The 20,796-nt window shown below is 47.4% G+C and carries 24 protein-coding genes; 13 read left to right on the top strand and 11 right to left on the bottom strand.

From position 1 onward, the window contains the following. Positions 1-4 precede the first annotated feature (4 nt). The 6 genes from yidD to L8G48_RS07475 form a co-directional block, all read right to left on the bottom strand. Complete coding sequence (gene yidD / locus L8G48_RS07500; RefSeq protein ID WP_248263985.1) at positions 5-229, bottom strand: membrane protein insertion efficiency factor YidD; 225 nt, start codon at positions 227-229, stop codon at positions 5-7. Positions 230-236: 7 nt separating this feature from the next. Beyond that, entirely contained in the window at positions 237-452 is a 216-nt protein-coding gene (locus L8G48_RS07495) for a DUF4177 domain-containing protein (RefSeq protein WP_248263984.1), read from the bottom strand. A gap of 78 nt (positions 453-530) precedes the next feature. Further along, positions 531-1,250 (bottom strand): GNAT family N-acetyltransferase, encoded by a 720-nt coding sequence (locus tag L8G48_RS07490; RefSeq protein ID WP_248263983.1) that lies wholly within the window; start codon positions 1,248-1,250, stop codon positions 531-533. Continuing rightward, entirely contained in the window at positions 1,247-1,699 is a 453-nt protein-coding gene (locus tag L8G48_RS07485; protein WP_248263982.1) for a DMT family transporter, read from the bottom strand. The genes L8G48_RS07490 and L8G48_RS07485 overlap by 4 nt, the downstream gene beginning before the upstream one ends. Further along, positions 1,696-2,322: an NAD(P)H-dependent oxidoreductase gene (locus L8G48_RS07480; RefSeq protein WP_248263981.1), complete on the bottom strand. Its 627-nt coding sequence runs from the start codon at positions 2,320-2,322 to the stop codon at positions 1,696-1,698. Before L8G48_RS07480 ends, L8G48_RS07485 begins: the two co-directional genes overlap by 4 nt. A 95-nt stretch (positions 2,323-2,417) precedes the next feature. After that, the gene (locus L8G48_RS07475) at positions 2,418-3,053 is read right to left on the bottom strand and encodes a Crp/Fnr family transcriptional regulator (RefSeq protein WP_248263980.1); all 636 of its coding nucleotides are present in this window, start codon (positions 3,051-3,053) and stop codon (positions 2,418-2,420) included. Between the two features lie 174 nt (positions 3,054-3,227). Here L8G48_RS07475 and L8G48_RS07470 point away from each other — a divergent pair, with 174 nt between their 5' ends. The 3 genes from L8G48_RS07470 (at position 3,228) to L8G48_RS07460 (ending at position 5,040) form a co-directional block, all read left to right on the top strand. Next, a complete protein-coding gene (locus tag L8G48_RS07470) occupies positions 3,228-3,512 on the top strand; it encodes a helix-turn-helix domain-containing protein (RefSeq protein ID WP_248263979.1) in 285 nt (94 codons plus the stop codon). 5 nt (positions 3,513-3,517) lie between these two features. After that, a complete protein-coding gene (locus L8G48_RS07465; protein ID WP_248263978.1) occupies positions 3,518-4,798 on the top strand; it encodes a type II toxin-antitoxin system HipA family toxin in 1,281 nt (426 codons plus the stop codon). Positions 4,799-4,863: 65 nt separating this feature from the next. Further along, positions 4,864-5,040, top strand: coding sequence for a DUF6435 family protein (locus L8G48_RS07460; RefSeq protein ID WP_248263977.1), 177 nt, complete (start codon positions 4,864-4,866; stop codon positions 5,038-5,040). 3 nt (positions 5,041-5,043) lie between these two features. On the opposite strand, the gene L8G48_RS07455 is transcribed toward L8G48_RS07460, so the two are convergent. Continuing rightward, a complete protein-coding gene (locus tag L8G48_RS07455; protein WP_248263976.1) occupies positions 5,044-6,195 on the bottom strand; it encodes a DEAD/DEAH box helicase in 1,152 nt (383 codons plus the stop codon). A 759-nt stretch (positions 6,196-6,954) separates the two neighbouring features. On the opposite strand from L8G48_RS07455, the gene L8G48_RS07450 reads away from it, so the two are divergent. The 3 genes from L8G48_RS07450 (at position 6,955) to L8G48_RS07440 (ending at position 9,965) form a co-directional block, all read left to right on the top strand. After that, a complete protein-coding gene (locus L8G48_RS07450; protein WP_248263975.1) occupies positions 6,955-8,511 on the top strand; it encodes a Fic family protein in 1,557 nt (518 codons plus the stop codon). Between the two features lie 323 nt (positions 8,512-8,834). Continuing rightward, positions 8,835-9,584, top strand: coding sequence for a hypothetical protein (locus L8G48_RS07445; protein WP_248263974.1), 750 nt, complete (start codon positions 8,835-8,837; stop codon positions 9,582-9,584). Between the two features lie 156 nt (positions 9,585-9,740). After that, positions 9,741-9,965, top strand: a complete 225-nt coding sequence (locus L8G48_RS07440; protein WP_248263973.1) for a hypothetical protein — start codon at positions 9,741-9,743, stop codon at positions 9,963-9,965. Positions 9,966-10,283: 318 nt separating this feature from the next. On the opposite strand, the gene L8G48_RS07435 is transcribed toward L8G48_RS07440, so the two are convergent. Then, on the bottom strand, positions 10,284-11,045 hold the full coding sequence (locus L8G48_RS07435; RefSeq protein WP_248263187.1) for an IS5 family transposase: 762 nt from the start codon (positions 11,043-11,045) through the stop codon (positions 10,284-10,286). 268 nt (positions 11,046-11,313) lie between these two features. On the opposite strand from L8G48_RS07435, the gene L8G48_RS07430 reads away from it, so the two are divergent. The 3 genes from L8G48_RS07430 (at position 11,314) to L8G48_RS07420 (ending at position 12,168) form a co-directional block, all read left to right on the top strand. Beyond that, positions 11,314-11,556, top strand: coding sequence for a type II toxin-antitoxin system Phd/YefM family antitoxin (locus L8G48_RS07430; RefSeq protein ID WP_248263972.1), 243 nt, complete (start codon positions 11,314-11,316; stop codon positions 11,554-11,556). Further along, a complete protein-coding gene (locus L8G48_RS07425; RefSeq protein ID WP_248263971.1) occupies positions 11,553-11,816 on the top strand; it encodes a Txe/YoeB family addiction module toxin in 264 nt (87 codons plus the stop codon). Before L8G48_RS07430 ends, L8G48_RS07425 begins: the two co-directional genes overlap by 4 nt. 142 nt (positions 11,817-11,958) lie before the next feature. Beyond that, on the top strand, positions 11,959-12,168 hold the full coding sequence (locus L8G48_RS07420; RefSeq protein WP_282444715.1) for a type II toxin-antitoxin system Phd/YefM family antitoxin: 210 nt from the start codon (positions 11,959-11,961) through the stop codon (positions 12,166-12,168). 130 nt (positions 12,169-12,298) lie between these two features. Here L8G48_RS07420 and vapC read toward each other — a convergent pair whose 3' ends face one another. Beyond that, on the bottom strand, positions 12,299-12,679 hold the full coding sequence (vapC, locus tag L8G48_RS13615) for a type II toxin-antitoxin system VapC family toxin (RefSeq protein WP_443986716.1): 381 nt from the start codon (positions 12,677-12,679) through the stop codon (positions 12,299-12,301). A gap of 180 nt (positions 12,680-12,859) precedes the next feature. Here vapC and L8G48_RS07410 point away from each other — a divergent pair, with 180 nt between their 5' ends. After that, positions 12,860-13,324 (top strand): PAS domain-containing protein, encoded by a 465-nt coding sequence (locus tag L8G48_RS07410; RefSeq protein ID WP_348983645.1) that lies wholly within the window; start codon positions 12,860-12,862, stop codon positions 13,322-13,324. Positions 13,325-13,354: 30 nt separating this feature from the next. Here L8G48_RS07410 and L8G48_RS07405 read toward each other — a convergent pair whose 3' ends face one another. After that, entirely contained in the window at positions 13,355-14,788 is a 1,434-nt protein-coding gene (locus tag L8G48_RS07405; RefSeq protein ID WP_248263968.1) for a sensor histidine kinase, read from the bottom strand. After that, the gene (locus L8G48_RS07400; protein ID WP_248263967.1) at positions 14,785-16,170 is read right to left on the bottom strand and encodes a sigma-54-dependent transcriptional regulator; all 1,386 of its coding nucleotides are present in this window, start codon (positions 16,168-16,170) and stop codon (positions 14,785-14,787) included. Before L8G48_RS07400 ends, L8G48_RS07405 begins: the two co-directional genes overlap by 4 nt. Positions 16,171-16,390: 220 nt before the next feature. Between L8G48_RS07400 and L8G48_RS07395 the strand changes: the two genes are divergently transcribed. From L8G48_RS07395 to L8G48_RS07385, 3 genes are read left to right on the top strand one after another with little or no spacing between them, the layout of a single operon-like run. Then, the gene (locus L8G48_RS07395; RefSeq protein WP_248263966.1) at positions 16,391-17,641 is read left to right on the top strand and encodes an efflux RND transporter periplasmic adaptor subunit; all 1,251 of its coding nucleotides are present in this window, start codon (positions 16,391-16,393) and stop codon (positions 17,639-17,641) included. 11 nt (positions 17,642-17,652) lie between these two features. After that, a complete protein-coding gene (locus tag L8G48_RS07390) occupies positions 17,653-18,390 on the top strand; it encodes an ABC transporter ATP-binding protein (protein ID WP_248263965.1) in 738 nt (245 codons plus the stop codon). Continuing rightward, on the top strand, positions 18,383-20,794 hold the full coding sequence (locus L8G48_RS07385) for an ABC transporter permease (protein ID WP_248263964.1): 2,412 nt from the start codon (positions 18,383-18,385) through the stop codon (positions 20,792-20,794). The genes L8G48_RS07390 and L8G48_RS07385 overlap by 8 nt, the downstream gene beginning before the upstream one ends. The last annotated feature ends 2 nt before the right edge of the window (positions 20,795-20,796 follow it).

The following is a 20,796-nucleotide window of genomic DNA, read 5'->3' as shown; positions in this document are numbered from 1 at the left end:
TCGTTTAAGGAACCGGATCGTGCTTTTTATGCACGCAGTCCGGGTCATTACAGCGCCGCATGCGCGCAATACCAAGCTTAAAACCCCGCCACGTACCATATTGGCTAATGGCCTGGTAAGTATAGGCGGAACAGCTTGGTTCAAAATTACATTCTGTATTAAAAAAGCGACGCGAGCCGCCATGCCGCTGATACCAACGAATTGATGCCAAAAGCAGTCGCTTCAGCATAACGTTTTTATCGACCCAGAGTCAGAATGGCCGCCTCACGAGACCAGAATAACCAAAAGCGTTTCTGCTCAATAACCTGAAACACCAATTGCCAGCCGTCGGCCGCTTCCTGGTTCAATGTGGATTCAATTTTCTTTAACGGCAGGCCACTAGAGCCTAACAGCAAAGTACCGCAACCGCCTTCGGCAATATGAACAACTTTGTATTCCGTAAATTTAGACATGGTTTCTTCCTTGTTTTTAGTTAGGTTTACGTAACTTACGTAAAAAGCCGAAGAGCGTCAATTAACGTGGTTCTGCGCTTACTTAACATAGTTATGAATAGCACCGAGGGACCGGTAACCCAATGAATGATAAAGAGGCTGGCCCATTGCCGATGCCTGCAGTTGTAATGTGTTGATATCGGCTGACAGAGCCAGCTGTTCAAGCAGGAGCATAGCTTCTCTGGCCAGCCCTTTGCCCCGGTATTGATCAATAACGCCGACCTGATGAATGCCCATTTGCTGATTATGAGTAAAGGTCATAGCGGTACCGGCTATGCCACTCTGATAAACAATAAAATAAAGCAGGGCATGACCGTGCAGGAGGTTGGTTACGGACGATGCAGCGACCATATAACCAAAGCACTTGCCGGTGGTAATAGCCCATTGCTGCGCCTGTTGCGGGCCTGTAGGCTCTAGTGCTAAATGCGGAAAAGCAGAGCCGGGTGCTGAGGCATCCAGGTTTTTGGTCATCATTTGTTGACTAAAACTGAGGGCTAACGAGTTAAGCCCGGGTTCGCCTTTAGGCAACAGAGCTTCCGGCATCGATAACGTGTGAGATGCCGACATTTGCGTGCTCAACTCCGCAAATAGGTGCGTTTTCTCGGCTTCTGAGTAATTACCGGGTTGGCACCAAGCTCTTGCCGGCCATTGTTCGAGCTTATAAAAAGGAAGACCACGGCTGGTGGTTAGCTCCTGATAAGGCTGAAGCCGCCAGAGCTGATGTAAATTATGCAGGTTTTGATGTTGTTCTGTGGTCATTGTCTTGCTCCCATATTAATCAGGAAGACACCGGAAATAAGTAACCCGGCACCCAGCAAACGGTAACTGTTAAGTGCAATGGCGGGGCTGCCTAACACACCAAAATGGTTGATTATCATGGCACCAATTAATTGCCCGGTAAGGGCATAAGCCATGACTTGTCCAATGCCTAGTTTCGGAATCAGGAAATACATGGTGCCCACCCCAAAAGAGGTGAAAACGCCTGCAATTAGCCAGAAGTACCCGGGTAAATTTGAAAAAGTGAGCGTACTGCGTTCGCTAAATCCCCAGAGAGCCATAGCCGAGAACAGCGCGCTAATGGTAAAAGCAATGGTGAGAGACAAAAAGGTATTATGCGCCAGTTGTCCCATCATCGCATTAATACTGGCTTGAATGGCTATCGACATACCCGCCGCAATAGCCATAATCACAAGTACCGTCTGTGTCATAAGGCGACTCTGAACTGCGAAAGTGGCAGGCGTACTTTTTTCTGCAATTGAGTAACGTCCTGTTCGCTTCTGTAGCCTACCGGGCAAACGAACGCGGTATTAAGCCCGCGGGCAGGTAAAGACAGAATGTCGTCGTAGCGTGCTTTCTCAATGCCTTCCATAGGGCAGCTATCCACTTGCAGCTCTGCTGCTGCCAGCAAAAACGTGCCTAAGCCAATATATGCCTGACGCGTCGCCCATTCTTTAAGCTCCGCAGCGGACATAGCTTGCAGGCGTTCGATTAAATAGCCGTGGGTGCTTTGCGCCTGTTCATCAGTGAGTTTGCGCTGCTGCGCTAATTCATTGATATAGGGAGTCACAATATCCTCGACTCTGGCGGCTTTTGTAGCAAAAACGACCAAAGCAGAGCTGTCCGCAACTTTCTGCTGGCCATAAGAGCAGTGAACCAACTGTTGTTGTATGGCTTTATCACGAATGACCAGCGTGCGATAAGGTTGTAACCCGTAGGACGACGCCGTTAACCGAGTCGCATTCAATAACTGAGTTAATACCTCATCAGACACTTCGGTGTCAGAGAAGGTGTTGGTTGCGTAACGCCATTGCTGTAATTTTTCTAAGTACATTTAGAGCTCCTGTTTAGCTATATTCTTAGCAAGTGAGCTCTATTATTCAGATACCTCAGAGAGGGCGCATTAACATAGTTTAATAAGCGAAAAAATTATTCGGTGCTTTGTAACTGCTTGCGTAAGCGTGACAGTTGCACGGGAGTGATACCGAGGTGTGAGGCAATGTGATATTGCGGAACCCGGCCTGCCAGGTGAGGGAGCTGTTCAATAAAAGTCTGGTAGCGGCGGCTGGCCGTGGTTTGGCCAAAGGCGTTGTCGCGCTCGTCTTTTTCCAGCAGCCAGTTCTTTTCTAAGTAACGGATATGATAAAGCATTAGATCCGGGCTTTGCTCTAACAGCTGCCGATAACCGTGAAAATCAATGTGTATTACCGCGGAGTTTTCTAAGCATTCGACACTTAATGCCGAGCGGGTACTGGTTAGTAGCGCGGTCATACAGGCCGGAAACTCACCTTCACTAAAGAAGCGTTTGTTATATTCCTGACCGTTTTCATCCAAATGAAACACCCGGGCTAAACCGCTATGAATAAAGCTGAAGCTTTTAGGGTGTTCACCCACGCAGTAGATTAAGTCGGCACGGGCGTACTCGCGAAAGGTTAATAATTGCTGAAATTTCTGCCAGCAGCCTTCGGTAATTTCATGATAACGGTTCATGCAAGTACGCAGGTGTTCTAGGGCATCTTTCGGTATCTTTGGCGTTATGCCGGCTGGGCTGCTTTGAATTGTCATAACCTTTAGTCGTGTGGTTCGTGGGTTTATGGCTTATCGAGTTTAACCTTAACAAGCCAATGAATCATAGAAGCCGAGTAAAATGATAAGAATAACAATATAAGAGTTGTTTTTATATTGATTTACAATTTTAATGTTGTATATTGGCTTTATGTACAATTTATAAGTTGTTTTATGAAAACGATAGAAGACATTGCAGAACGACTGATTGCAGAGCGAAAAAAGCAGAACTTATCTCAAAAAGATATGCGGATGCTTATTGGTATGTCGCAGCAACAATACCAACGAGTTGAGTCGGGCCAGGATCTTAAAGTCTCAACTTTACTGCGTATTCTGGCTGGTCTGAGGCTTGAATTATCGATTATAGATCCAGAGCAAATAGAAAACAGTCAAACCGTTGAACCTTCCCGCTCGGCTGATGATTTTTGGTCAAGTCAGCATAAGCATCTAGAGGACTGAAAATTATGGCTGACGCGAAAAGAATAGAAAATGTCGAAGGGCTCCGACTATCCATTAACGGCCAGGAAATTGGAGTTTTGACGCACTATTCCGGAGGCAAAAATATTTTTGTATTTTCGCCCAATTATATTGCACTTCCTGAACCTGAGCGCCAGACCACAACCCTGACTCAATTAGCCAATAAGCAGTTTCTACAGCAGCCATTAATCAGCGCGCAGCGATTAACACCTACTCTGTCAAACCTATTGCCGGAAGGTGCATTAAGAGAGTGGATGGCTCGTTCACTAAAAGTTCATGCAGAGAATGAATTTCCTTTATTGGCTCATATGGGAGGAAACTTACCCGGAGCACTACGCGCCGAGGCGGTAAAAGCCGGTCAGGTACCTGATTGGGCGCTGGATCATCGTCAGCAAGTTGAAGCCGTACAAATTGATGTCGCACAGAGTCAAAATAAGTTTTCTCTGGCTGGTGTACAAATGAAATTCTCGTCAGTAAGGGGACAAGAAGGACGGTTTAATATTGGCGAAGACGCTAATAGTGATAGCTGGATAATTAAAACACCGTCAACGGTGCACAAGAACGTACCCTATAATGAATATACCGCCATGTTAATGGCGCAAGCGGCAGGTGTTGATATCCCTGAAGTTAAATTGGTTGAACTCTCGCAGTTGGATAATCTGCCTGACATTCAACTGCCGAATGAAGCTCATGCTTATGCGATAAAACGGTTTGATCGAGATGAGGGGCGTCGCATACATACCGAAGATTTTGCACAGGTTTTTCAGGTTTACTCTCATGATAAATATAAAAAGTTTAATTACGAGCAAATTGCTAATGCTTTGTATCAGTATGGCGCGAAAGGGTTACAAGATATTCAGCAAATGACTCGAAGGTTGTTAGTTAATATTTTATTAGCCAACGGCGACGCACATTTGAAAAATTGGTCTCTAATTTATTCAGGCGGTGTGAGGCCGCATTTATCGCCAGCCTATGACATTGTATCGACATTACCTTATGTCGATAACGAGCAAGAGTTTGCGCTTAATATAGCAAAAAACAAAAACTGGTATAAGGTTGATATGGCCTCATTTGAAGCGTTGGCAACTCGCATAAGTGCTCCCTGGCCGGCTGTTAAAGTTCACTTAGAAGAGGTGCTTGAGTTAGCAAGAACGCGTTGGCCAAATATGTTGTCAGAGTTGCCTATGGCTGACCCACAGAAAAAGATATTGAAAACTCACTGGCGGAATCTGCAACCAGATTTTCGGATTAAGGATTCATTTCTTTGAAGTAAAACTTTTCATCTCTTTGTGTCGTATCAATAACCACAATAGTTAACCTCAGGTCATTCATAATGTTTGGATTGTTTAAGTCAGACCCGACGAAAAAAATGCGCAAAGAACTGAAACAGCTGCAACAGAAAGCACTGGAAATGGAGCGTAACGGTAATCTTCGCGACAGCTCACATATCAGTCAGCAAGCCGATGAGCTCTGGAAAAAGATTCAGGCACTGGAAAATAACAGTCAGTAAGCTCTAACTTTTGCCCGTGAGCTCAACGTTGGTAAAACCTGCCAGCTTACGCTTTTCAATAGGCTGGCTTATCAGTTTTTCAATGGCTTTCAAGAGCTTGAATTCATCGTCCGTTACCAGAGATATAGCGTGCCCAACCTGGCCGGCACGACCGGTGCGGCCAATGCGATGCACGTAGTCTTCGGCAACCTGGGGCAGGTCGTAATTGATAACGTACGGCAGTTTTTCGATATCGATTCCACGCGCGGCAATGTCGGTTGCGACAAGTACCTGCACATTGGCAGCCTTGAAATCGGCTAGTGCTTTGGTGCGGGCGCCCTGGCTTTTGTTGCCGTGAATAGCTGCCGCCGAGAAGCCGCCTTTGTCGAGCTGCTTCACTAATCGATTGCAACCGTGTTTGGTGCGTGAAAACACCAGCACTTGCGGTAAGTTAAGGTCGCGGAGTATTTCCATGAGCATACGCGGCTTTTCACTCTTCTGCGCCGCATACATTATTTGCTCTATACGCTCCGCCGTGGCGTTCGGTGGTGCCACGGAAATTTCGACCGGGCTGTTCACCAGGCCTTTCGCCAGAGTACGAATGTCATTAGAAAACGTGGCCGAGAACATCAGCGTCTGGCGCTTTGCCGGTAACAACTTAATAATTTTCTTAATGTCGTGAATGAAGCCCATGTCGAGCATGCGGTCGGCTTCATCAAGTACCAGGACTTCCAGCTTCGGAAAGCGAACGGCGTTCTGCTGATAAAGGTCAAGCAGGCGGCCCGGCGTGGCGACCAGAATATCAACGCCTTTGCGAAGCTTCATCATCTGCGGATTAATTTTCACACCACCAAAGACCACCGCGTAGTTTAAGGGTAAGTCCTTGCCGTAGTTCGCAACATTTTCACCCACCTGAGCCGCTAATTCGCGAGTGGGCGTCAGAATAAGAACCCGTGCGGTGTTTGATTTGGCGCGTTCGTTGTCTTTAAGCCTTTCTAAAATCGGTAAGGTAAAACCTGCTGTTTTACCCGTGCCCGTTTGCGCCGCAGCCATTACGTCATTACCCGCAAGCACGGTTGGAATGGCCTGCTCTTGAATGGGTGTTGGTTGGGTATAACCCTGGCGTGACAGGGCGGCAAGAATTTCAGGGCAAAGTCCGAGTTCAGAAAAAGTCATGTATTAATGTGCAGCTTAATAGTGATAAGAGCGGGTATTCTACCTTAGAGCTGTGCTGTTTGGTAAGGTTTGCCTTTCTGGGGCAAAGAAATCATCGTGTTAATATTTTGTAACCAACCAGGATGTGTTTCAGTGTATTCTTTGAAAGAATCTATTCTGTTGTTAGTTGCCGTAGTTTGTTCAATAGTTTTCATAGTGAACATTATTGACATTGTTTTTTACTGGCCAGATACCGGTTTTGACTGGATGTTTCTTGGCAAAAATCTGATTTACGCATCGGCCACCGGTTATTGGGTTTGGAGGCTATTGATTATGCCTTATAGAAAACGAAAAGCACTTGAGGCGGAGAGTCACCGATGACATCCAGTGTAACGATGTGGCGTTCTGTTTTGGCATTCACCTTCTTCATTATTCTAGTGGATGGATATATAGTCATTCGGACGTTAAGAAGTTGGCGAACAGATAGCTCCCTTAGACAAGGGGCGGAAGTTTAAATTGCGGGCGTGCTGGTAGTACCAGAGAACAACATAACGGTGTCCGTCGATACTTAAAACAAAAGACTGCTGAATGAAAGCTCGTGGCAAGGCTTGCAAGGTGATACTGAAAATGGGCGAATTTCCATTGCCATAAGCTCCTATAAACTAAATTTCTCGCACTATTTATGCACAATAAGCGAATTATCGTTCGACATAATAAGCGAAAAATGGTACAACACAATAAGCGAATAGTAGATACGCACGATAAGCGAGTAGAACCACCATGGCAACACCTTCTGATAAACTGGCTGATGCCTTAGAAGCACTTCACGATCTTCAGATCAATGGTTCAGTTGCCATACGCTCTGCTGATCTCTCGCGCACTCACCGAGAACGCCTCGTTCAAAATGGCTTCCTTGAGGAAGTCATCAAGGGCTGGTATGTGCCAGCACGCCCAGATGAAACACGCGGGGAGAGCACGGCTTGGTATGCCTCCTTTTGGCAATTTTGTGCAGCCTACCTTAACTACTTAAAGGGCGACGATTGGTGCTTATCACCTGAGCAATCTATCGCGCTTCATACTGAAAATAGGACTGTGCCCAAACAGTTATTAGTTCGAGCTACCAAAGCACGGAACAATGTAACAGAATTGCCTCACGGTACATCACTATTAGATATTCGCGCTGCGCTCCCCGAACCGGCTCAGGTGTCGAGCAAAAACGGTCTGCGCATATATAGCCTTCCTGCTGCTTTGATTGCCTGTAGCAAACAGCGCTTTACTCAAAACCCAACAGATATGCGCGCGGGACTATCTATGATTAGTGATGCATCTGAAGTTTTGGATCAATTGCTAGAAGGTGGGCATAGCTCTATTGCTGGCCGTTTAGCAGGTGCATTCAGAAATATTGGCCGGACTCAAATTGCTGACGATATTATGGGTACAATGCGCGCGGCTGGGTATGATTTGCGCGAAACAGACCCGTTTGAGGAACAATCCAGCCTAAGCTTCTCACGGCGCGAGCAATCCCCATACGTAAATCGTATACGGCTTATGTGGCAGCATATGCGGGAAACTGTGATAGCGCACTTTCCAGCATCCCCGATGCAAACAGTCGATAAAAACGCATACATGCAGCATGTTGAAGATGTGTATGTAACGGATGCCTATCACTCGCTTTCTATTGAGGGCTATCGCGTCACGCCTGAGTTGATTACCCGCGTTCGCACTGGAGATTGGAATCCAGAACAAAGCGCTGATGATAAAGAGCGGCTAAATGTTTTGGCCGCCCGAGGTTATTGGCAGGCTTACCAAGCCGTGCGCAATAGTATAGATCGAATACTCGATGGGCATAATGCAGGAGAAGTCGTCGATAACGATCATCGCGTATGGTATCGCGAAATGTTTGCGCCGGGAGTGACGGCTGGTATTCATAAACCTGCCGATCTTGCTGGTTATCGGAATGCGCCCATTTTTATCCGTCGTTCCATGCACACACCGCCAAGCCGAGAGGCTGTGCGCGATGCTATGCCAGCGTTTTTTGAGTTGCTGAAAGCCGAAGAAAATGCCGCTGTGCGTGTTGTGCTAGGGCATTTTATATTTGTCTATATTCATCCTTATATGGATGGTAACGGCCGCACAGGGCGTTTTTTGATGAATGCCATGCTTGCCAGTGGTGGCTACCCTTGGACGATTGTGCCACTGAAACAGCGCAATGATTATATGGTTGCACTTGAAGAGGCGAGCACAAACCAAAACATAGAGCCTTTCACGAAATTCTTGGGGGCACTTGTTCAAGCTTCACTGGATGGTGAAGCAGAGCCTTCAATTCCGAATGATTAACGAATAATCAAGATATACCGCGTATGATATTAGTAGATACGTAGCTTAATTCTGAGAAGCCTGAAGGTCTGAAATACGTACGGAGCTGCCGCATGCGAGTTGACGTTCCAATGGCAGCTTTTGGCACATTGCAGAATCTTATCCCAAGTAAGTGCATAAATGAAAAGTTCTCGGGCGTTTATCAGTTGCCCGTCCTTCAACTGACTTATTTCGAGCTATGCCAAAGCCTTTTTCATACTTTCTTCATCTAATCGCAATATCGTTCAATAACATATAGTCTGCCCGAGCTACTATAGCCCAAACATTCATTGGGAGTATATATCTTGACTAAACACTACTGGGTTACTGCTAAATTGATAGCGCTGGTAACCGTCATATTATTAACCGCAGGTTGCTCGGCCAAAGGCATTATTAACTTACAAAGCGGCAACGCGCTGGCATCCCAAACGTGGTTAAGTGAAGAAGAAAGTTTCACGGTGCCTTTCGTTTGGCATGACGGTCACATTATTATTGAAGTTGCGGTTAATGATACGGAGTCATTAAGGTTTGCTTTTGACTCAGCGGCCTCTGCGACACTATTTTTTGAGACGCACCGAACTAAGAACGTACCACTTAATGTGGAAAGGCAAATTGATTTACAGGGGCGGCAAGTTGACGTCGTAAATGATGGCGTTATAAAGGTGGGTGACATAGAGCTTACTGAGCTGACTTTTATTCATGTTCCTATTGAGCAAAATCCGCTGTTTAGTGACTATGACACGGCTTATTTTGATGGCGCAATTGGCTACGACTTATTGAATCATTTTAATATCACGGTGCTTTACGCAGAGCAGTTGTTGCGGTTTTCTGAAAAGACCACAAAAAGCGAATTCAGCGGCAATAACTGGGTTACTTTGCCATTGTCCGTTCATGGCCGAATTCCTTATATTGATGCCACCATGAAAAACAAAAACGGTACTAAAACAAACTATGCGTTTGTCGTCGATACCGGAGCGCCTGACTCTATTTATTTGAACGAAAAACTCGCTGCTGACATAGCGTTCCCAACTAAGTATTTTGAAACGAAAACATAGAACTTTGATGGCGAACAGGTCTTAAAAACCAGTCGTATTAACTTTTTTGGACTGGGCGATGCAGAATTTAAAAAGGTAGCAGCCCATGATTTACCCTACTTTAAAGATGAACACGGCGTGGGGATGATTGGCAGCGGACTACTTCGGAACTTCGATGTGCACTTTAACTACCAGGAAGGCTTTATTGCGCTTATGAAAAATAATCGGTTTAGTTATAAAACGGATATCGACCGCAGCGGCTTAGTACTCGAACCACACAGGCTGGGCGCTTTGATAGAGCAGGTAGCAGAAGACTCACATGCAGCGGAATTAGGGATTACCGCACCCGCAATAATGAAAGAGATTAACGGCAAAAAAAATAACGGAAAGCAACTTCGATGAATTGCGCCGATTATTGAGCAGTGAAGCACAGTTTGTGGATATATGCTGGCAAGTAAATGGCTCGGAGAGGTGCGGAAAACTGAAGTTAGGAGACCGTATATAGCGCTGGCGCTACTGAATAATTGCTGATGATATGAGTACTTTTAGCTCAGCAATATGGCATAGTTTGTTGTTGTACTGCGTGCTTAACTCGTTTAATGTCAATGACATAATAGATAATCAAAGTTGGATATTGCGCACTTCTTAGAACGCTAATGAGCATGCTCGAATTGTTTTTCTGTTTTTAGGGCGTGTTGATCTTTCCTGTACATATTTTGTTCAGCAATACATCGGTAGCCACATCAATGAAAATGCCAGTGACACCATACTGGCATAATTTCTCGCTAACTTTTCATACCTGGTTGATATTGAACGATAATGTTTTATTCGTGCGAACGCATTTTCAACTAAATGCCTATATTTATATAGGCACCAATCGACACTGTCTTTGTCTATATCCTGGCCATAATTACGTTTGGGTATGACTGAAGTCCCTCCTTTGACTTCAACATATTTCCTCAATGCGTCACTATCGTATCCTTTGTCGCCTACGAAAATGTTTACTTCCCTCAAATGGTCTACCAGACTTTGAGCCCGAGCTATGTCATTTCTCTGGCCTTCTGATAGTTCAAAATAAATAGGAAGGCCGCCACTATCCACGGCTAAATGAATTTTTGTAGAGTTACCACCTCGGCTCTTTCCAATGCACTCATTATCCACGGTAGCCGCTCCGGTACTATGCTGATGAGCTTTAACAATAGAGCCGTCAGCAAAGACCCAATCGTAATCAGATAGTTTTGCTAACTCATTGAATAACATATTTAATAAACCTTTCTTCGACCACAAATTGAACCGGCGATAAACCGCGCTCCAATCACCAAATTCCGATGGCAAGTCACGCCACGGAATTCCGGTTCTCAGCCGGAATAATATCCCTTCAAACGTCATTCTGTGTTCTGGTTTATTGTAAATGCGGCCTGTGCTCTTCATTACTTGAAGTAGCTTTTTCCACCGCTTATCAGTTAGCATTAGTCTCGGCATGGTATTGAGTTGTTAGTTTATTTTTGGCGAAACAAATTATAACTCTTTACCATGCCGCTCAAAAACTAATCACGAAAGATCAACACGCCCTAGGGACTTTTCGAGAAAAATAAATTATTTATTAATGGGTTGCGAAGAAAAAGGCAGCAACTTCATGAATGACAAAGTGCGCATGCGCAATATTAAAAGCTTATGCAGGGCGTTCGTGTTGACGTACGTACTCATAGGCGTACACTTGATTAAAAGTTAAACACGCAAGAGGTGCGTCATGACCGGAATCACAGCAACTGAGGCACGCAGCAACCTTTATCGGTTGATTGACGAGACTGCCGAGTCCCACCAACCAATCGTCATCATGGGTAAGCGGAACAGAGCCGTCTTGGTCTCCGAGGAAGACTGGTCTGCAATTCAGGAAACGCTTTACCTGCTCTCCGTACCCGGTATGCGGGCGTCTATTCGTGAAGGGATGGATACCCCCGTGGATGAATGCGATGAGGAGTTGAACTGGTGACATGGAAGTTGGTTTACACTAAGCAGGCCCAGAAAGATGCAAAGAAGTTGGCTTCCAGCGGCCTCAAACCAAAAGCCCAGGAATTGTTAGCGCTGATAAGGGAAGATCCATACCGCAAGCCGCCTCCGTTTGAGAAGCTCATTGGTGACCTTGCGGGGGCTTATTCACGCCGCATCAATATTCAGCATCGTCTGGTTTACCAAGTGCTCGGCAACGAGCAGGTAGTGAAAGTTCTCAGGTTCTGGAGTCACTACGAATAATGCATAACCAGCCGCTGTTGCCGGACAATCTTTCCACCGCTACGCGGCTCCAAAATTGCCGCAAAGCTCTGCGTTAGGTTTCTTAATAGCAACTGTTAACGGGTGCTATTAATAGCACTAAATCGTTGATCGGGTAAATACTATGCAAGTGAAATTTTCTGAGGATGTCATTCCTCTATCAGACCTGAAGATTAACCCCGGAAAGATGGTTGGTCGAGCGCAGGCTACGCATCGTCCACTCCTGCTTACTAGTCGTGGTCGCGGCATAGCTGTTGTTCAGGGGCTTATGGATGTTCGTGAGGGCAATACCGTATCGCTGGAGGACGCCAAGGCAACGTTGGGTATACCTTAGGCAGACAACAGAGGTTGTGCTCATTCGAGTCTGGCGTAGTGAGAGGCAACTCGAATTACCGGATACCGAAACATAACCAGGCCATGCAACGTGGCGCCGGGTTATTATCAACGCGGGAAAGTCATTGTGTTTATGTGTATACTGCGTTTCGCAGACCCAGATGCTCCACGAAGGGTTGGAAGCCCTTATCTGAGAGAAGCAAAGGAAGGTTATGCTCAATACAGTACGATGCAATGATAACGTCGGCGGTCTTCCAGATAGTAATTCCTTTCTTGAGCAGCTTTCGGAAATTGTCCGCGCTCTTTATAGCCATTTTCTTTCCGAGAAGCTCAAATACGGTAAACTCCTCCAGAATACTCTTGGCAATTCTGTAGTCTTTTTCATGTCGAAACCCCTGAAGTACTTCCGTGAGTATCCGGTCGCCAATAACAACTGTGCGATTGCCCAGGGTATGATCGAGAAAATCGGCCTCTGTGGAGTCGTGACCGCAGCAATTCCGAAGGCCGTGCATAAACGTACTCAAGAGCTATACTCTAAAGGCGAGCGAAAAAGTTTACTGAAAATGCAAAATATTTAATGTAATACCTATTGCCGCATGAGTGGTAATTACCATCTGGGAGACACTAAACAAATGAAGTCCAGCAGCAAGCCTTAAGTTCTAAAGACAGCCATAGACCAGCCCGATTATGCAGTGTTTATCACCACCGTCGAGCTTGAGCCACCAGGGCCGACTATAGTTCATGCTAACGCTGCGATGCTGAGCATGACCGTCTACACGCGTGAAGAGCTGCTGGGCGCCTCGCCCCGTATTTTGCAAGGACCAGACACCGACCGTGGGGTTCTGGATCGCCTGGTGATGAACTTGCGCGCCGGCGATTCGTTTGAAGGTTGCACCTGGAATTATCGGAAGGATGGCACTTCTTACCAGGTGGAGTGGAGAATTACCCGTATGCGCCTGAAAGATGAAGATGTTGACTACTTTCTATCCGTGCAGCGCAACATTACCGAGGAAAACCCGCCCCAGCAGAAAATACATCGTCATATCCGGCAGTTGAATGCCATGCTGAATTCGGCCGGGGCGGTTATTATTCCGGTGGATTCCGACATAATGGGTGATCCAGAAGGTCATCTGATGACGCGGGCGCACCCAAAATGAAGACGATTTCTATTCGCTGGGCGAGTGAATCTACCCAAATACGCACCGAAAGTGCCCCTGTTTGCTTTCATTGAGCAGTAACAGGTTACCACCCTGCGAGAGCATCAACGCGCGGGCGAGGGGCAGGCCGATGCCGGTACCGTTTGACTTGGTGGTGAAAAAAGGCACGAAGATGCTGGCGGCGGCTTGTTCGCTGATGCCTGATCCGTTATCGATGATATCAAGACAGGAGACCTGCCCGATGTGTTGTGCAACTAACCGGATTTGCCGATTATCCTGACCCAAGGTGGCTTCGCACGCGTTCTTAATCAGGTTTATCAGTACTTGCTCGAACAGTCCCGGGTCCGTCATCACCTCAAATGTTGGGGAGATATCAATGCTGACTTCAACGCCGGCGCATTCCTCTTGCATTAACAGCAACACCTCTTCAACTTGAGTTTGTAAAAAATTTGCCTCGAGTCGGGCTTTAACGGGGGTACTGAGGGCTTTAAACGACTGAATAAATTGTGTCAGATGCTGGCCGCGCCGACTTACGGTGGCCAGCGCTTCTACCAGGTCTTCACTGCCTTCGACACCCTTGTTGAGCATGCCTGTACTGATGGATTCTGCGCTTTGGGTCAGTGACACCATGGGGGCAATGGAGTTTGCAATTTCATGAGTGAGCACTTTGACCAATTGCTGGTGGGCTTTAACCTCGTGCGCAACCAACTGCTTTTCAATGCTTTGCAAGGTCAGTAGGGTGCGTTGCTTACCTTGATTAAAACTCTGAATAAGAGTGTAGATAAAGGTTTCTTTGTGGTTGGGGTAGTGCCAGGTGAGCTCGCCACGGCTGCTTGCTTTATGCTGCTGCAGAAGCTTACGCATGTTATCGATATTACGCTGATTGTGTGTTTGCTCAGTATCGTGGTGGGGACCTGACGTTGACACTGCGTTTTCCGTTGTGGGGCTGCTATTTCCGGCAAGTGTTTCTTGCCAGGCATGAATAAAGCTTAACCTGAGTAAACGTTCCGCTGCTGGATTGGATTGGTCAATGTGGCCTTCGTCAGTGACTTCGAGTACCGCAATATCCAGTTGTGCAATTAGGACTTTCAGGTAGTTGGCCTGAATTTCTGCAGCATCCCGGCTGCGGGCAATTTCATCTTGTACTTCTGTTAGTAAAGGCTGAATGTTTGGCGCACTGGCATAGCTTAGACTGGTATCCCGGTTAATTAATGACTTTAGCACTTGTGCTATCTGGATATGCTGTGTTGTAAATTGGCGTCGAATCATCACTATTGATGTCAGCGCAATAATGCCAAATAACGTCAGTAGAGCAGAGCCCGGCAGTAACCAACGGTCAAATATTGGGTTTGGCTCGGCCATTGAGTTATAAAGACTAGAGTGTTGCCAGTTTGCCATGACTCCCGAGACTAACAAGCCAACGGAAACGATGAGAGTCATCAACCACATCATCATGGCCTTCATAAGCCGTATTTCTCCATCCGCCGGTACATAGCGCCGCGGGTAAGGCCGAGGGCTTTAGCCGTATGACTGATATTACCCCGGAAGAACTGCAGCGCTTGCTGAATGGTTTTACGCTCAACATACTCAAGCAGGAATGGATTGGCTTCGGCATCGTCGGTAGCAGAAGGTGTATTCGCGTTAGTTTTTGTACTTCCCGCTGAGGGAGTGAACTCAAGATACTGGTCATCGGCTAGTACCACCGCACGTTCAATGCTATGCGCTAATTCACGCACATTACCAGGCCACTGGTAGCTACGTAGCCATTTGCGATCCGAATCTTTAATGCTCAACCCACTGCGACCGTAGTGTGCGGTATAACGATCGCAATACCAGTCGAGCAGTAAGTCTATATCACTGCCACGTTCACGCAGCGGTGGTAGCTGTATCTCTACGGTGTTGATGCGATAAAACAGATCCTGACGAAACAAGCCTTCAGCAACCTGTTGATGCAGGTTTTCGTTGGTTGCACTGATCAAGCGGATATCAATAGGTGTTGGCGTGGTGGCTCCCAATGCAGTAACGGAGCGATTTTGCAGCGCGGTGAGCAGCTTCCCTTGCTGAACTAAAGGCAAATTACCCAGCTCATCAAGGAACAAGGTGCCCTGACTGGCATGCACCAAGCGTCCTGGACTGTCTTGAGCAGCACCGGTAAAGGCCCCTTTTCTATAGCCAAACAGCTCACTCTCAAACAGGTTGTCGGGAAGGGTACCCATATCGACACTGACAAAGTGCTGTTTGCTGCGCTGAGACAATTGATGAATTTGCCGCGCGACCACTTCTTTACCCGTTCCACTTTCTCCCAGAATCAGGACATTGGCGCCACTGCCCGCCACTTTTTCGATCATCTGCTTAACGGCACGCATCGGCTCGCTGTCGCCAATCAATGGCGTTTCACCGTCGGCCTGAGTGGAGGACGATGATGGATCAACAAGGGTTTGAGAGCCGGTGCTTTTAACTGCATTCTTTACCGCACTCTTAACTGCACTGTCTACCGCCGTAATTAACTGCTGGTTGTCCCAGGGTTTGGCAATAAAGTCCTTTGCGCCAAGATGCATAGCTCTGACTGCCAGACTGACATCGGCGTAGGCCGTCATCATTATCACCGGTAACTGAGGGTGGGCTGCGATGATTTGTTTTAAATAGAAAATACCTTCTTCGCCACTGCTGGAATCGCGGGTGAAGTTCATGTCGAGCAGCACTAAATCAATCTCGTTGACTTTAAGCACACCCATCAACTCGGTTGGGTTTGCTAAAGTCAGCACGTCATCAACGTGGTGTTTTAGACACAGTCGACACGCGGTAAGAATATCCTGATTGTCGTCAACCACTAGCACGCGAGGCATACAGTCCCTTATCTTTGACGCTTTTGATAAAGAGCTATCTAAGCGGAAATTGGTCAGCGGGTCAAAGAAAGATTTGCAGGTATCCACGAATGGACACTAGTGTGTGCTATTAGTGGACACCTGGAAAGAGTGGTTAACAATAACTTATTGATTTTTATTAATTATTTAGTTGGCACGAAATTAGTATAACTCGCAGCATGATGTTACTGCGAGATAGGCTATGGACAAACAATTAGAGAAGAACCGATTCCCCCTTAAGAAGCTTAGCATTACCGGCTTCATCCTGATTTTGATTGCTGTTGTCGCGTGGCAGCTCAATTCGTCAGAAAGTAGTTTACGTAGCACGCTCACGATGCAGGACATTAGTCTTGCGACTGTCGAGCCGCGCGTATTGCGTGAAAGTATCAGCCTGCGTGCCAGTGCCGTACCACAGCAAACCGTATTTTTAGACCTTACCGATGGTGGCCGAGTAGAAGAACGTTTTGTGCAGCAGGGCAGCTACGTAGAAAAGGGCGAACCTTTGGTACAACTGAGCAATACCAATTTGCAGTTGGACCTTATTAGTCGGGAAGCTCAGGTCACTGAACAGATGAACTTTCTGCGTAACACCCAGATGACCATGGAAACCAACCGGCTTAACTTACAGCGCGACATTCTGGATCTGAAATATCAAATTCAGACGCTAAAACGCCATATTGCTCAAAGCGAGGAATTACACGCCCGCTCGATGGTGTCAGATGAAGAGTTGACCAGCCTGCGTGAAAAACTGGATTACCAGCAAGGCCTGCTCGAACTGGCTCGTCAACGTCAAAACACGGAAGAAACAATTCGCGAGCTGCAATTAAACCAGCTTGAAGACAGTGTCGGCATGCTGACCCGTAACCTGGAGTTTGCCCGCCAGAATGTCAATAACTTACTGATTCGTGCGCCTATTAGCGGTTATTTGAGTGAATTTAACGTTGAAAAAGGCGAATCGCGCGCAGCTGGTAGTCGCCTGGGTCAGATTGATTTACCTGAACGCTACAAGTTGGTCGCCAGCATTGACGAGTTTTATCTTAACCGGATTCAATTGGGTATGGCTGCCAGCGCTGAGGTTGGAGGAAAAACACTGGCTTTACAGGTGGATCGTATCGATAGTCGGGTCACTAATAGCCAGTTTCAAATCGAGTTTAACCTCACCGACGACATTCAGATGACCCGCGGCCAGTCGTTTAACCTGACGTTGCACCTGGAAAAAGATGAACAGCAACGCTTGGCGATTCCGCGTGGCCCGTTTTTACAGGAAGGTGGCGGGCATTTTGTTTATGTGTTTGACGAAGACTCGCTTAGCGCTGTGCGGACTCCAGTGCGTCTGGGACGTCAGACCCCGCAATGGGTTGAAATTTTAGAAGGTGTGTCTGAGGGCACAAAAATCATTACATCTAGCTATCGCGACTTCCAACAAGCCGATAGTATTCAGTTACAACAATAAGGATAACCGCCATGACAGATTCACTCATCAGCCTGGATAAAGTGTCTCGTGTATTTCGTACCGAGCAGCTTGAAACCACGGCTTTGAATGCCATTAACCTGAATATCCAGGCCGGTGACTTTGTCGCTATTATGGGGCCTTCAGGTTGTGGTAAGTCGACTCTGCTGAGTATCTTAGGCATGCTTGATTCACCAACCTCTGGTGCGTATCAGTTTAAAGGTACCGACATTGCTGCTTATAATGAGCGTAAGCTGGCAGATCTGCGGAAATCTGCGCTTGGCTTTGTGTTCCAGAGTTTTAACCTGATTGACGAGCTGAGCGTACGTGAGAACGTAGAGCTGCCACTGCAATATCTTGGCCAGCCCCGGCAACAGCGCCGCGCCCGTGCTGAGGAAATTCTTAAACGAATGAACATTGATCATCGTGCTGACCATCGGCCGATTCAGCTCTCCGGCGGTCAGCAACAGCGGGTGGCCGTGGCGCGGGCACTGGTGATTAATCCGGCGGTTATTCTCGCCGATGAGCCCACCGGTAACCTCGACTCGAAGAACAGTGACGATGTGATGCAGCTATTACGGCAGTTGAATAAAGAGGGCACCACCATTGTTATGGTCACTCACTCTGAGCATGAAGCCCGTTATGCCAGCCGCATTGTGCGTATGCTGGATGGACGTATTGTCTCTGAAAACGTGAGCGATAACGTTAGTTATAGCAACAATGAGGTCGCTGGTGAGGTGAGCCATGCGTGAGCAAGTCTCTATGTTTACCAGTTATATAAAAACCGGCTTGCGCGCGCTATTGCGCCAAAAAGTTCACCTAGCGCTGAATTTAATTGGACTATCGGTAGGTTTAGCCGCTGCTGTATTGATATTGCTTTATGTGCAGTTCGAGCGTGGTTATGACCAGATGCACCCAGAGGCCGAGCAGACCTATCGGGTTGAACAATTCTTTGTGCCGCTGGAGCAACGGTTCCCCATCAGCAGCCCGGCCATCATTGATGAGTTTCAGGCGTTTGACTCGCGCATTGAAGGCACCCGAATGTTTAAAGATTCGGTGAATGTACGTCCGCAAAGCGCACGGTTGCCACTAGAGCTTGATTCCCTCGCCATAGAACCTAACTTTGCTGATTATTTTACCTTTGACACTATCGCGGGTGATTTTGACCGGATGCTCAGTGACCCCGGTTATATAGCCTTGTCGCTCGAACAGTCCCGACGTTTGTTTGGGCGTAGCGACAGTGTTGGCGAAAGACTGACCAGTGAGAATAGGGTGTTCAAGGTGGCTGCTATTGTTGAGTTTCCGGAGCAAAGTCATTTTCACGTGGATTCCTTACGTTTAGTCTCTGACAAGAGTCTCAGCGAACCTTTGAGTCTGAACAACGCTTATGTGTATGTGCGGATTCCGGCTGATGTTCATCTTGAAAGGCTAGTGGAAAGTGTGTCGCAGGCGCTGAATAATAAGGCCTATAACGGTCGGACTATGTCGCATATTCGCTTACGCGGCCTCACCGACATTCACCTGCATTCGCAACTGGCGCATGAATTTAAAACCAATGGTTCGCAGGCAACCTTGCTAACGGCGTCAGTGCTGGCTGGGTTACTGCTGTTGGTCGCGAGTATTAATTTTATCAACATGAGTATTGCCCGCTCGGGTAACCGCGCCAAAGAGGTTGGTGTGCGAAAAACATTAGGCGCTAGCCGCTGGCAGTTATTTAGTCAGTTTATGGTTGAGTCGCTGATGGTGACTTTCATTGCCGGCTTTATTGCCGCGGTGATAGTAGAGCTCAGTGTTGGTGCCTTTAGTGGTTTGGTCAACCGGCCGATTAACCTTGAGTATTTTGGGAGCTTCGGCGCGTTGCTGTTGCTGTGCAGTACCATGATTGGTTTGTTAGCGGGTATTTACCCCGCGCTGTTTATCTCGGCGTTTAATGCCAAACGGGTACTTAGCGGCGATTTGCAGTGCGGTACCACTGCGGTGTGGGTACGCAAGGGGTTATTGGTGGCGCAGGGCGCTATTACCGTCGCGTTGCTGATTGGTAGCGCGATACTTCAGCAGCAGCTCGATATTCTGCTCAATCAGGACACGGGTTATCAAACCGAAACGCGGCTGATGGTGCATGGCATTAATAACGAGCAACTGTTGTGGTCAGACAATCAAAGCTTGATGACGGATATCGCCGCAGTACCTGGCGTGCAGGCAGCAAGTGCAATGGATATTGACCTTACCCAAACATACTCTCAAGTGTCATCGCTGCGCATTCCGGGTCAGACCGAAGCAGATAGCTTACCACCCGTGGCGAGTTTGGGTGCTGGCTACAATTTTGCTGAAACCATCGGATTGCGTTTACTGGCAGGGCGCGACTTCGATTCCGAGCGTCAGACAGACTGGTTTACCACGGGCGAATTGCGAGGCACCGCGTCGGCAATTATTACTGCGTCACTGGCGCGTCAGGCGGGCTACAATAACCCGGATGAAGTCATTGGTAAGCACTGGATGGTTGATGACATGATGCCGACGGAACTTCATATTGTCGGCGTTGTTGATGACTTTCAGGTTGGCACTGCGCTACGGCGAATGGAACCCGCGGTTATCATTGCCGGACGTTCACCGATGGCATTTGGCAATATGATCATTCACCTGGAACCCGCCACGGCGCTGAGCACACGCGCGGAAATTGAAACCATGTTGCAGCAACGACTCAACCGCATGGATATACGTACCTCCTGGCTCGGCGCTGATTTTACTGCCATGTACCACAACCAGGAGCGGCAGCGTACCATTATTATGCTGTTTGCGGGCTTAGCGATACTCCTCACTTGCGTTGGGCTCTTTGGTCTTGCTGCATTCAGCGCAGAGCAACGCTGCAAAGAAGTCGCGATGCGAAAAGTACTTGGTGCCAAGCGCATGCAAATCGTCAATACATTGGCTAAAGAGTATATGGTGCTTATGGCTATCAGCGTTTTAGTTGCATTGCCCGGCACCTACTTTTTAGTTGAGTGGTGGCTTTCTGGCTTTAATGTACGTGCAAGCCAAAGCGCATTTTTATATATAGGCGCCGCGGCACTTACCTTTGCTATTTGCTGGCTCACAGTGGCAGGTATTAGTATGCGGGTGGCTAGCCGTAAGCCCGGGTTGGTGTTGCGCCAGTTTTGATG

Source organism: Idiomarina aminovorans, from assembly GCF_023155095.1.
Lineage (GTDB): Bacteria > Pseudomonadota > Gammaproteobacteria > Enterobacterales > Alteromonadaceae > Idiomarina > Idiomarina aminovorans.
Note: the sequence above shows the minus strand (reverse complement) of the source record. Positions and strands in the feature narration are given on the sequence as shown.

Excerpts from the sequence above, each read along its gene's own strand:
- yidD (WP_248263985.1), bottom strand. The coding sequence starts at position 229 with ATGCTGAAGCGACTGCTTTTGGCATCAATTCGTTGGTATCAGCGGCAT.
- L8G48_RS07495 (WP_248263984.1), bottom strand. The coding sequence starts at position 452 with ATGTCTAAATTTACGGAATACAAAGTTGTTCATATTGCCGAAGGCGGT.
- L8G48_RS07490 (WP_248263983.1), bottom strand. The coding sequence starts at position 1,250 with ATGACCACAGAACAACATCAAAACCTGCATAATTTACATCAGCTCTGG.
- L8G48_RS07485 (WP_248263982.1), bottom strand. The coding sequence starts at position 1,699 with ATGACACAGACGGTACTTGTGATTATGGCTATTGCGGCGGGTATGTCG.
- L8G48_RS07480 (WP_248263981.1), bottom strand. The coding sequence starts at position 2,322 with ATGTACTTAGAAAAATTACAGCAATGGCGTTACGCAACCAACACCTTC.
- L8G48_RS07475 (WP_248263980.1), bottom strand. The coding sequence starts at position 3,053 with ATGACAATTCAAAGCAGCCCAGCCGGCATAACGCCAAAGATACCGAAA.
- L8G48_RS07470 (WP_248263979.1), top strand. The coding sequence starts at position 3,228 with ATGAAAACGATAGAAGACATTGCAGAACGACTGATTGCAGAGCGAAAA.
- L8G48_RS07465 (WP_248263978.1), top strand. The coding sequence starts at position 3,518 with ATGGCTGACGCGAAAAGAATAGAAAATGTCGAAGGGCTCCGACTATCC.
- L8G48_RS07460 (WP_248263977.1), top strand. The coding sequence starts at position 4,864 with ATGTTTGGATTGTTTAAGTCAGACCCGACGAAAAAAATGCGCAAAGAA.
- L8G48_RS07455 (WP_248263976.1), bottom strand. The coding sequence starts at position 6,195 with ATGACTTTTTCTGAACTCGGACTTTGCCCTGAAATTCTTGCCGCCCTG.
- L8G48_RS07450 (WP_248263975.1), top strand. The coding sequence starts at position 6,955 with ATGGCAACACCTTCTGATAAACTGGCTGATGCCTTAGAAGCACTTCAC.
- L8G48_RS07435 (WP_248263187.1), bottom strand. The coding sequence starts at position 11,045 with ATGCCGAGACTAATGCTAACTGATAAGCGGTGGAAAAAGCTACTTCAA.
- L8G48_RS07430 (WP_248263972.1), top strand. The coding sequence starts at position 11,314 with ATGACCGGAATCACAGCAACTGAGGCACGCAGCAACCTTTATCGGTTG.
- L8G48_RS07420 (WP_282444715.1), top strand. The coding sequence starts at position 11,959 with ATGCAAGTGAAATTTTCTGAGGATGTCATTCCTCTATCAGACCTGAAG.
- vapC (WP_443986716.1), bottom strand. The coding sequence starts at position 12,679 with ATGCACGGCCTTCGGAATTGCTGCGGTCACGACTCCACAGAGGCCGAT.
- L8G48_RS07405 (WP_248263968.1), bottom strand. The coding sequence starts at position 14,788 with ATGAAGGCCATGATGATGTGGTTGATGACTCTCATCGTTTCCGTTGGC.
- L8G48_RS07400 (WP_248263967.1), bottom strand. The coding sequence starts at position 16,170 with ATGCCTCGCGTGCTAGTGGTTGACGACAATCAGGATATTCTTACCGCG.
- L8G48_RS07395 (WP_248263966.1), top strand. The coding sequence starts at position 16,391 with ATGGACAAACAATTAGAGAAGAACCGATTCCCCCTTAAGAAGCTTAGC.
- L8G48_RS07390 (WP_248263965.1), top strand. The coding sequence starts at position 17,653 with ATGACAGATTCACTCATCAGCCTGGATAAAGTGTCTCGTGTATTTCGT.
- L8G48_RS07385 (WP_248263964.1), top strand. The coding sequence starts at position 18,383 with ATGCGTGAGCAAGTCTCTATGTTTACCAGTTATATAAAAACCGGCTTG.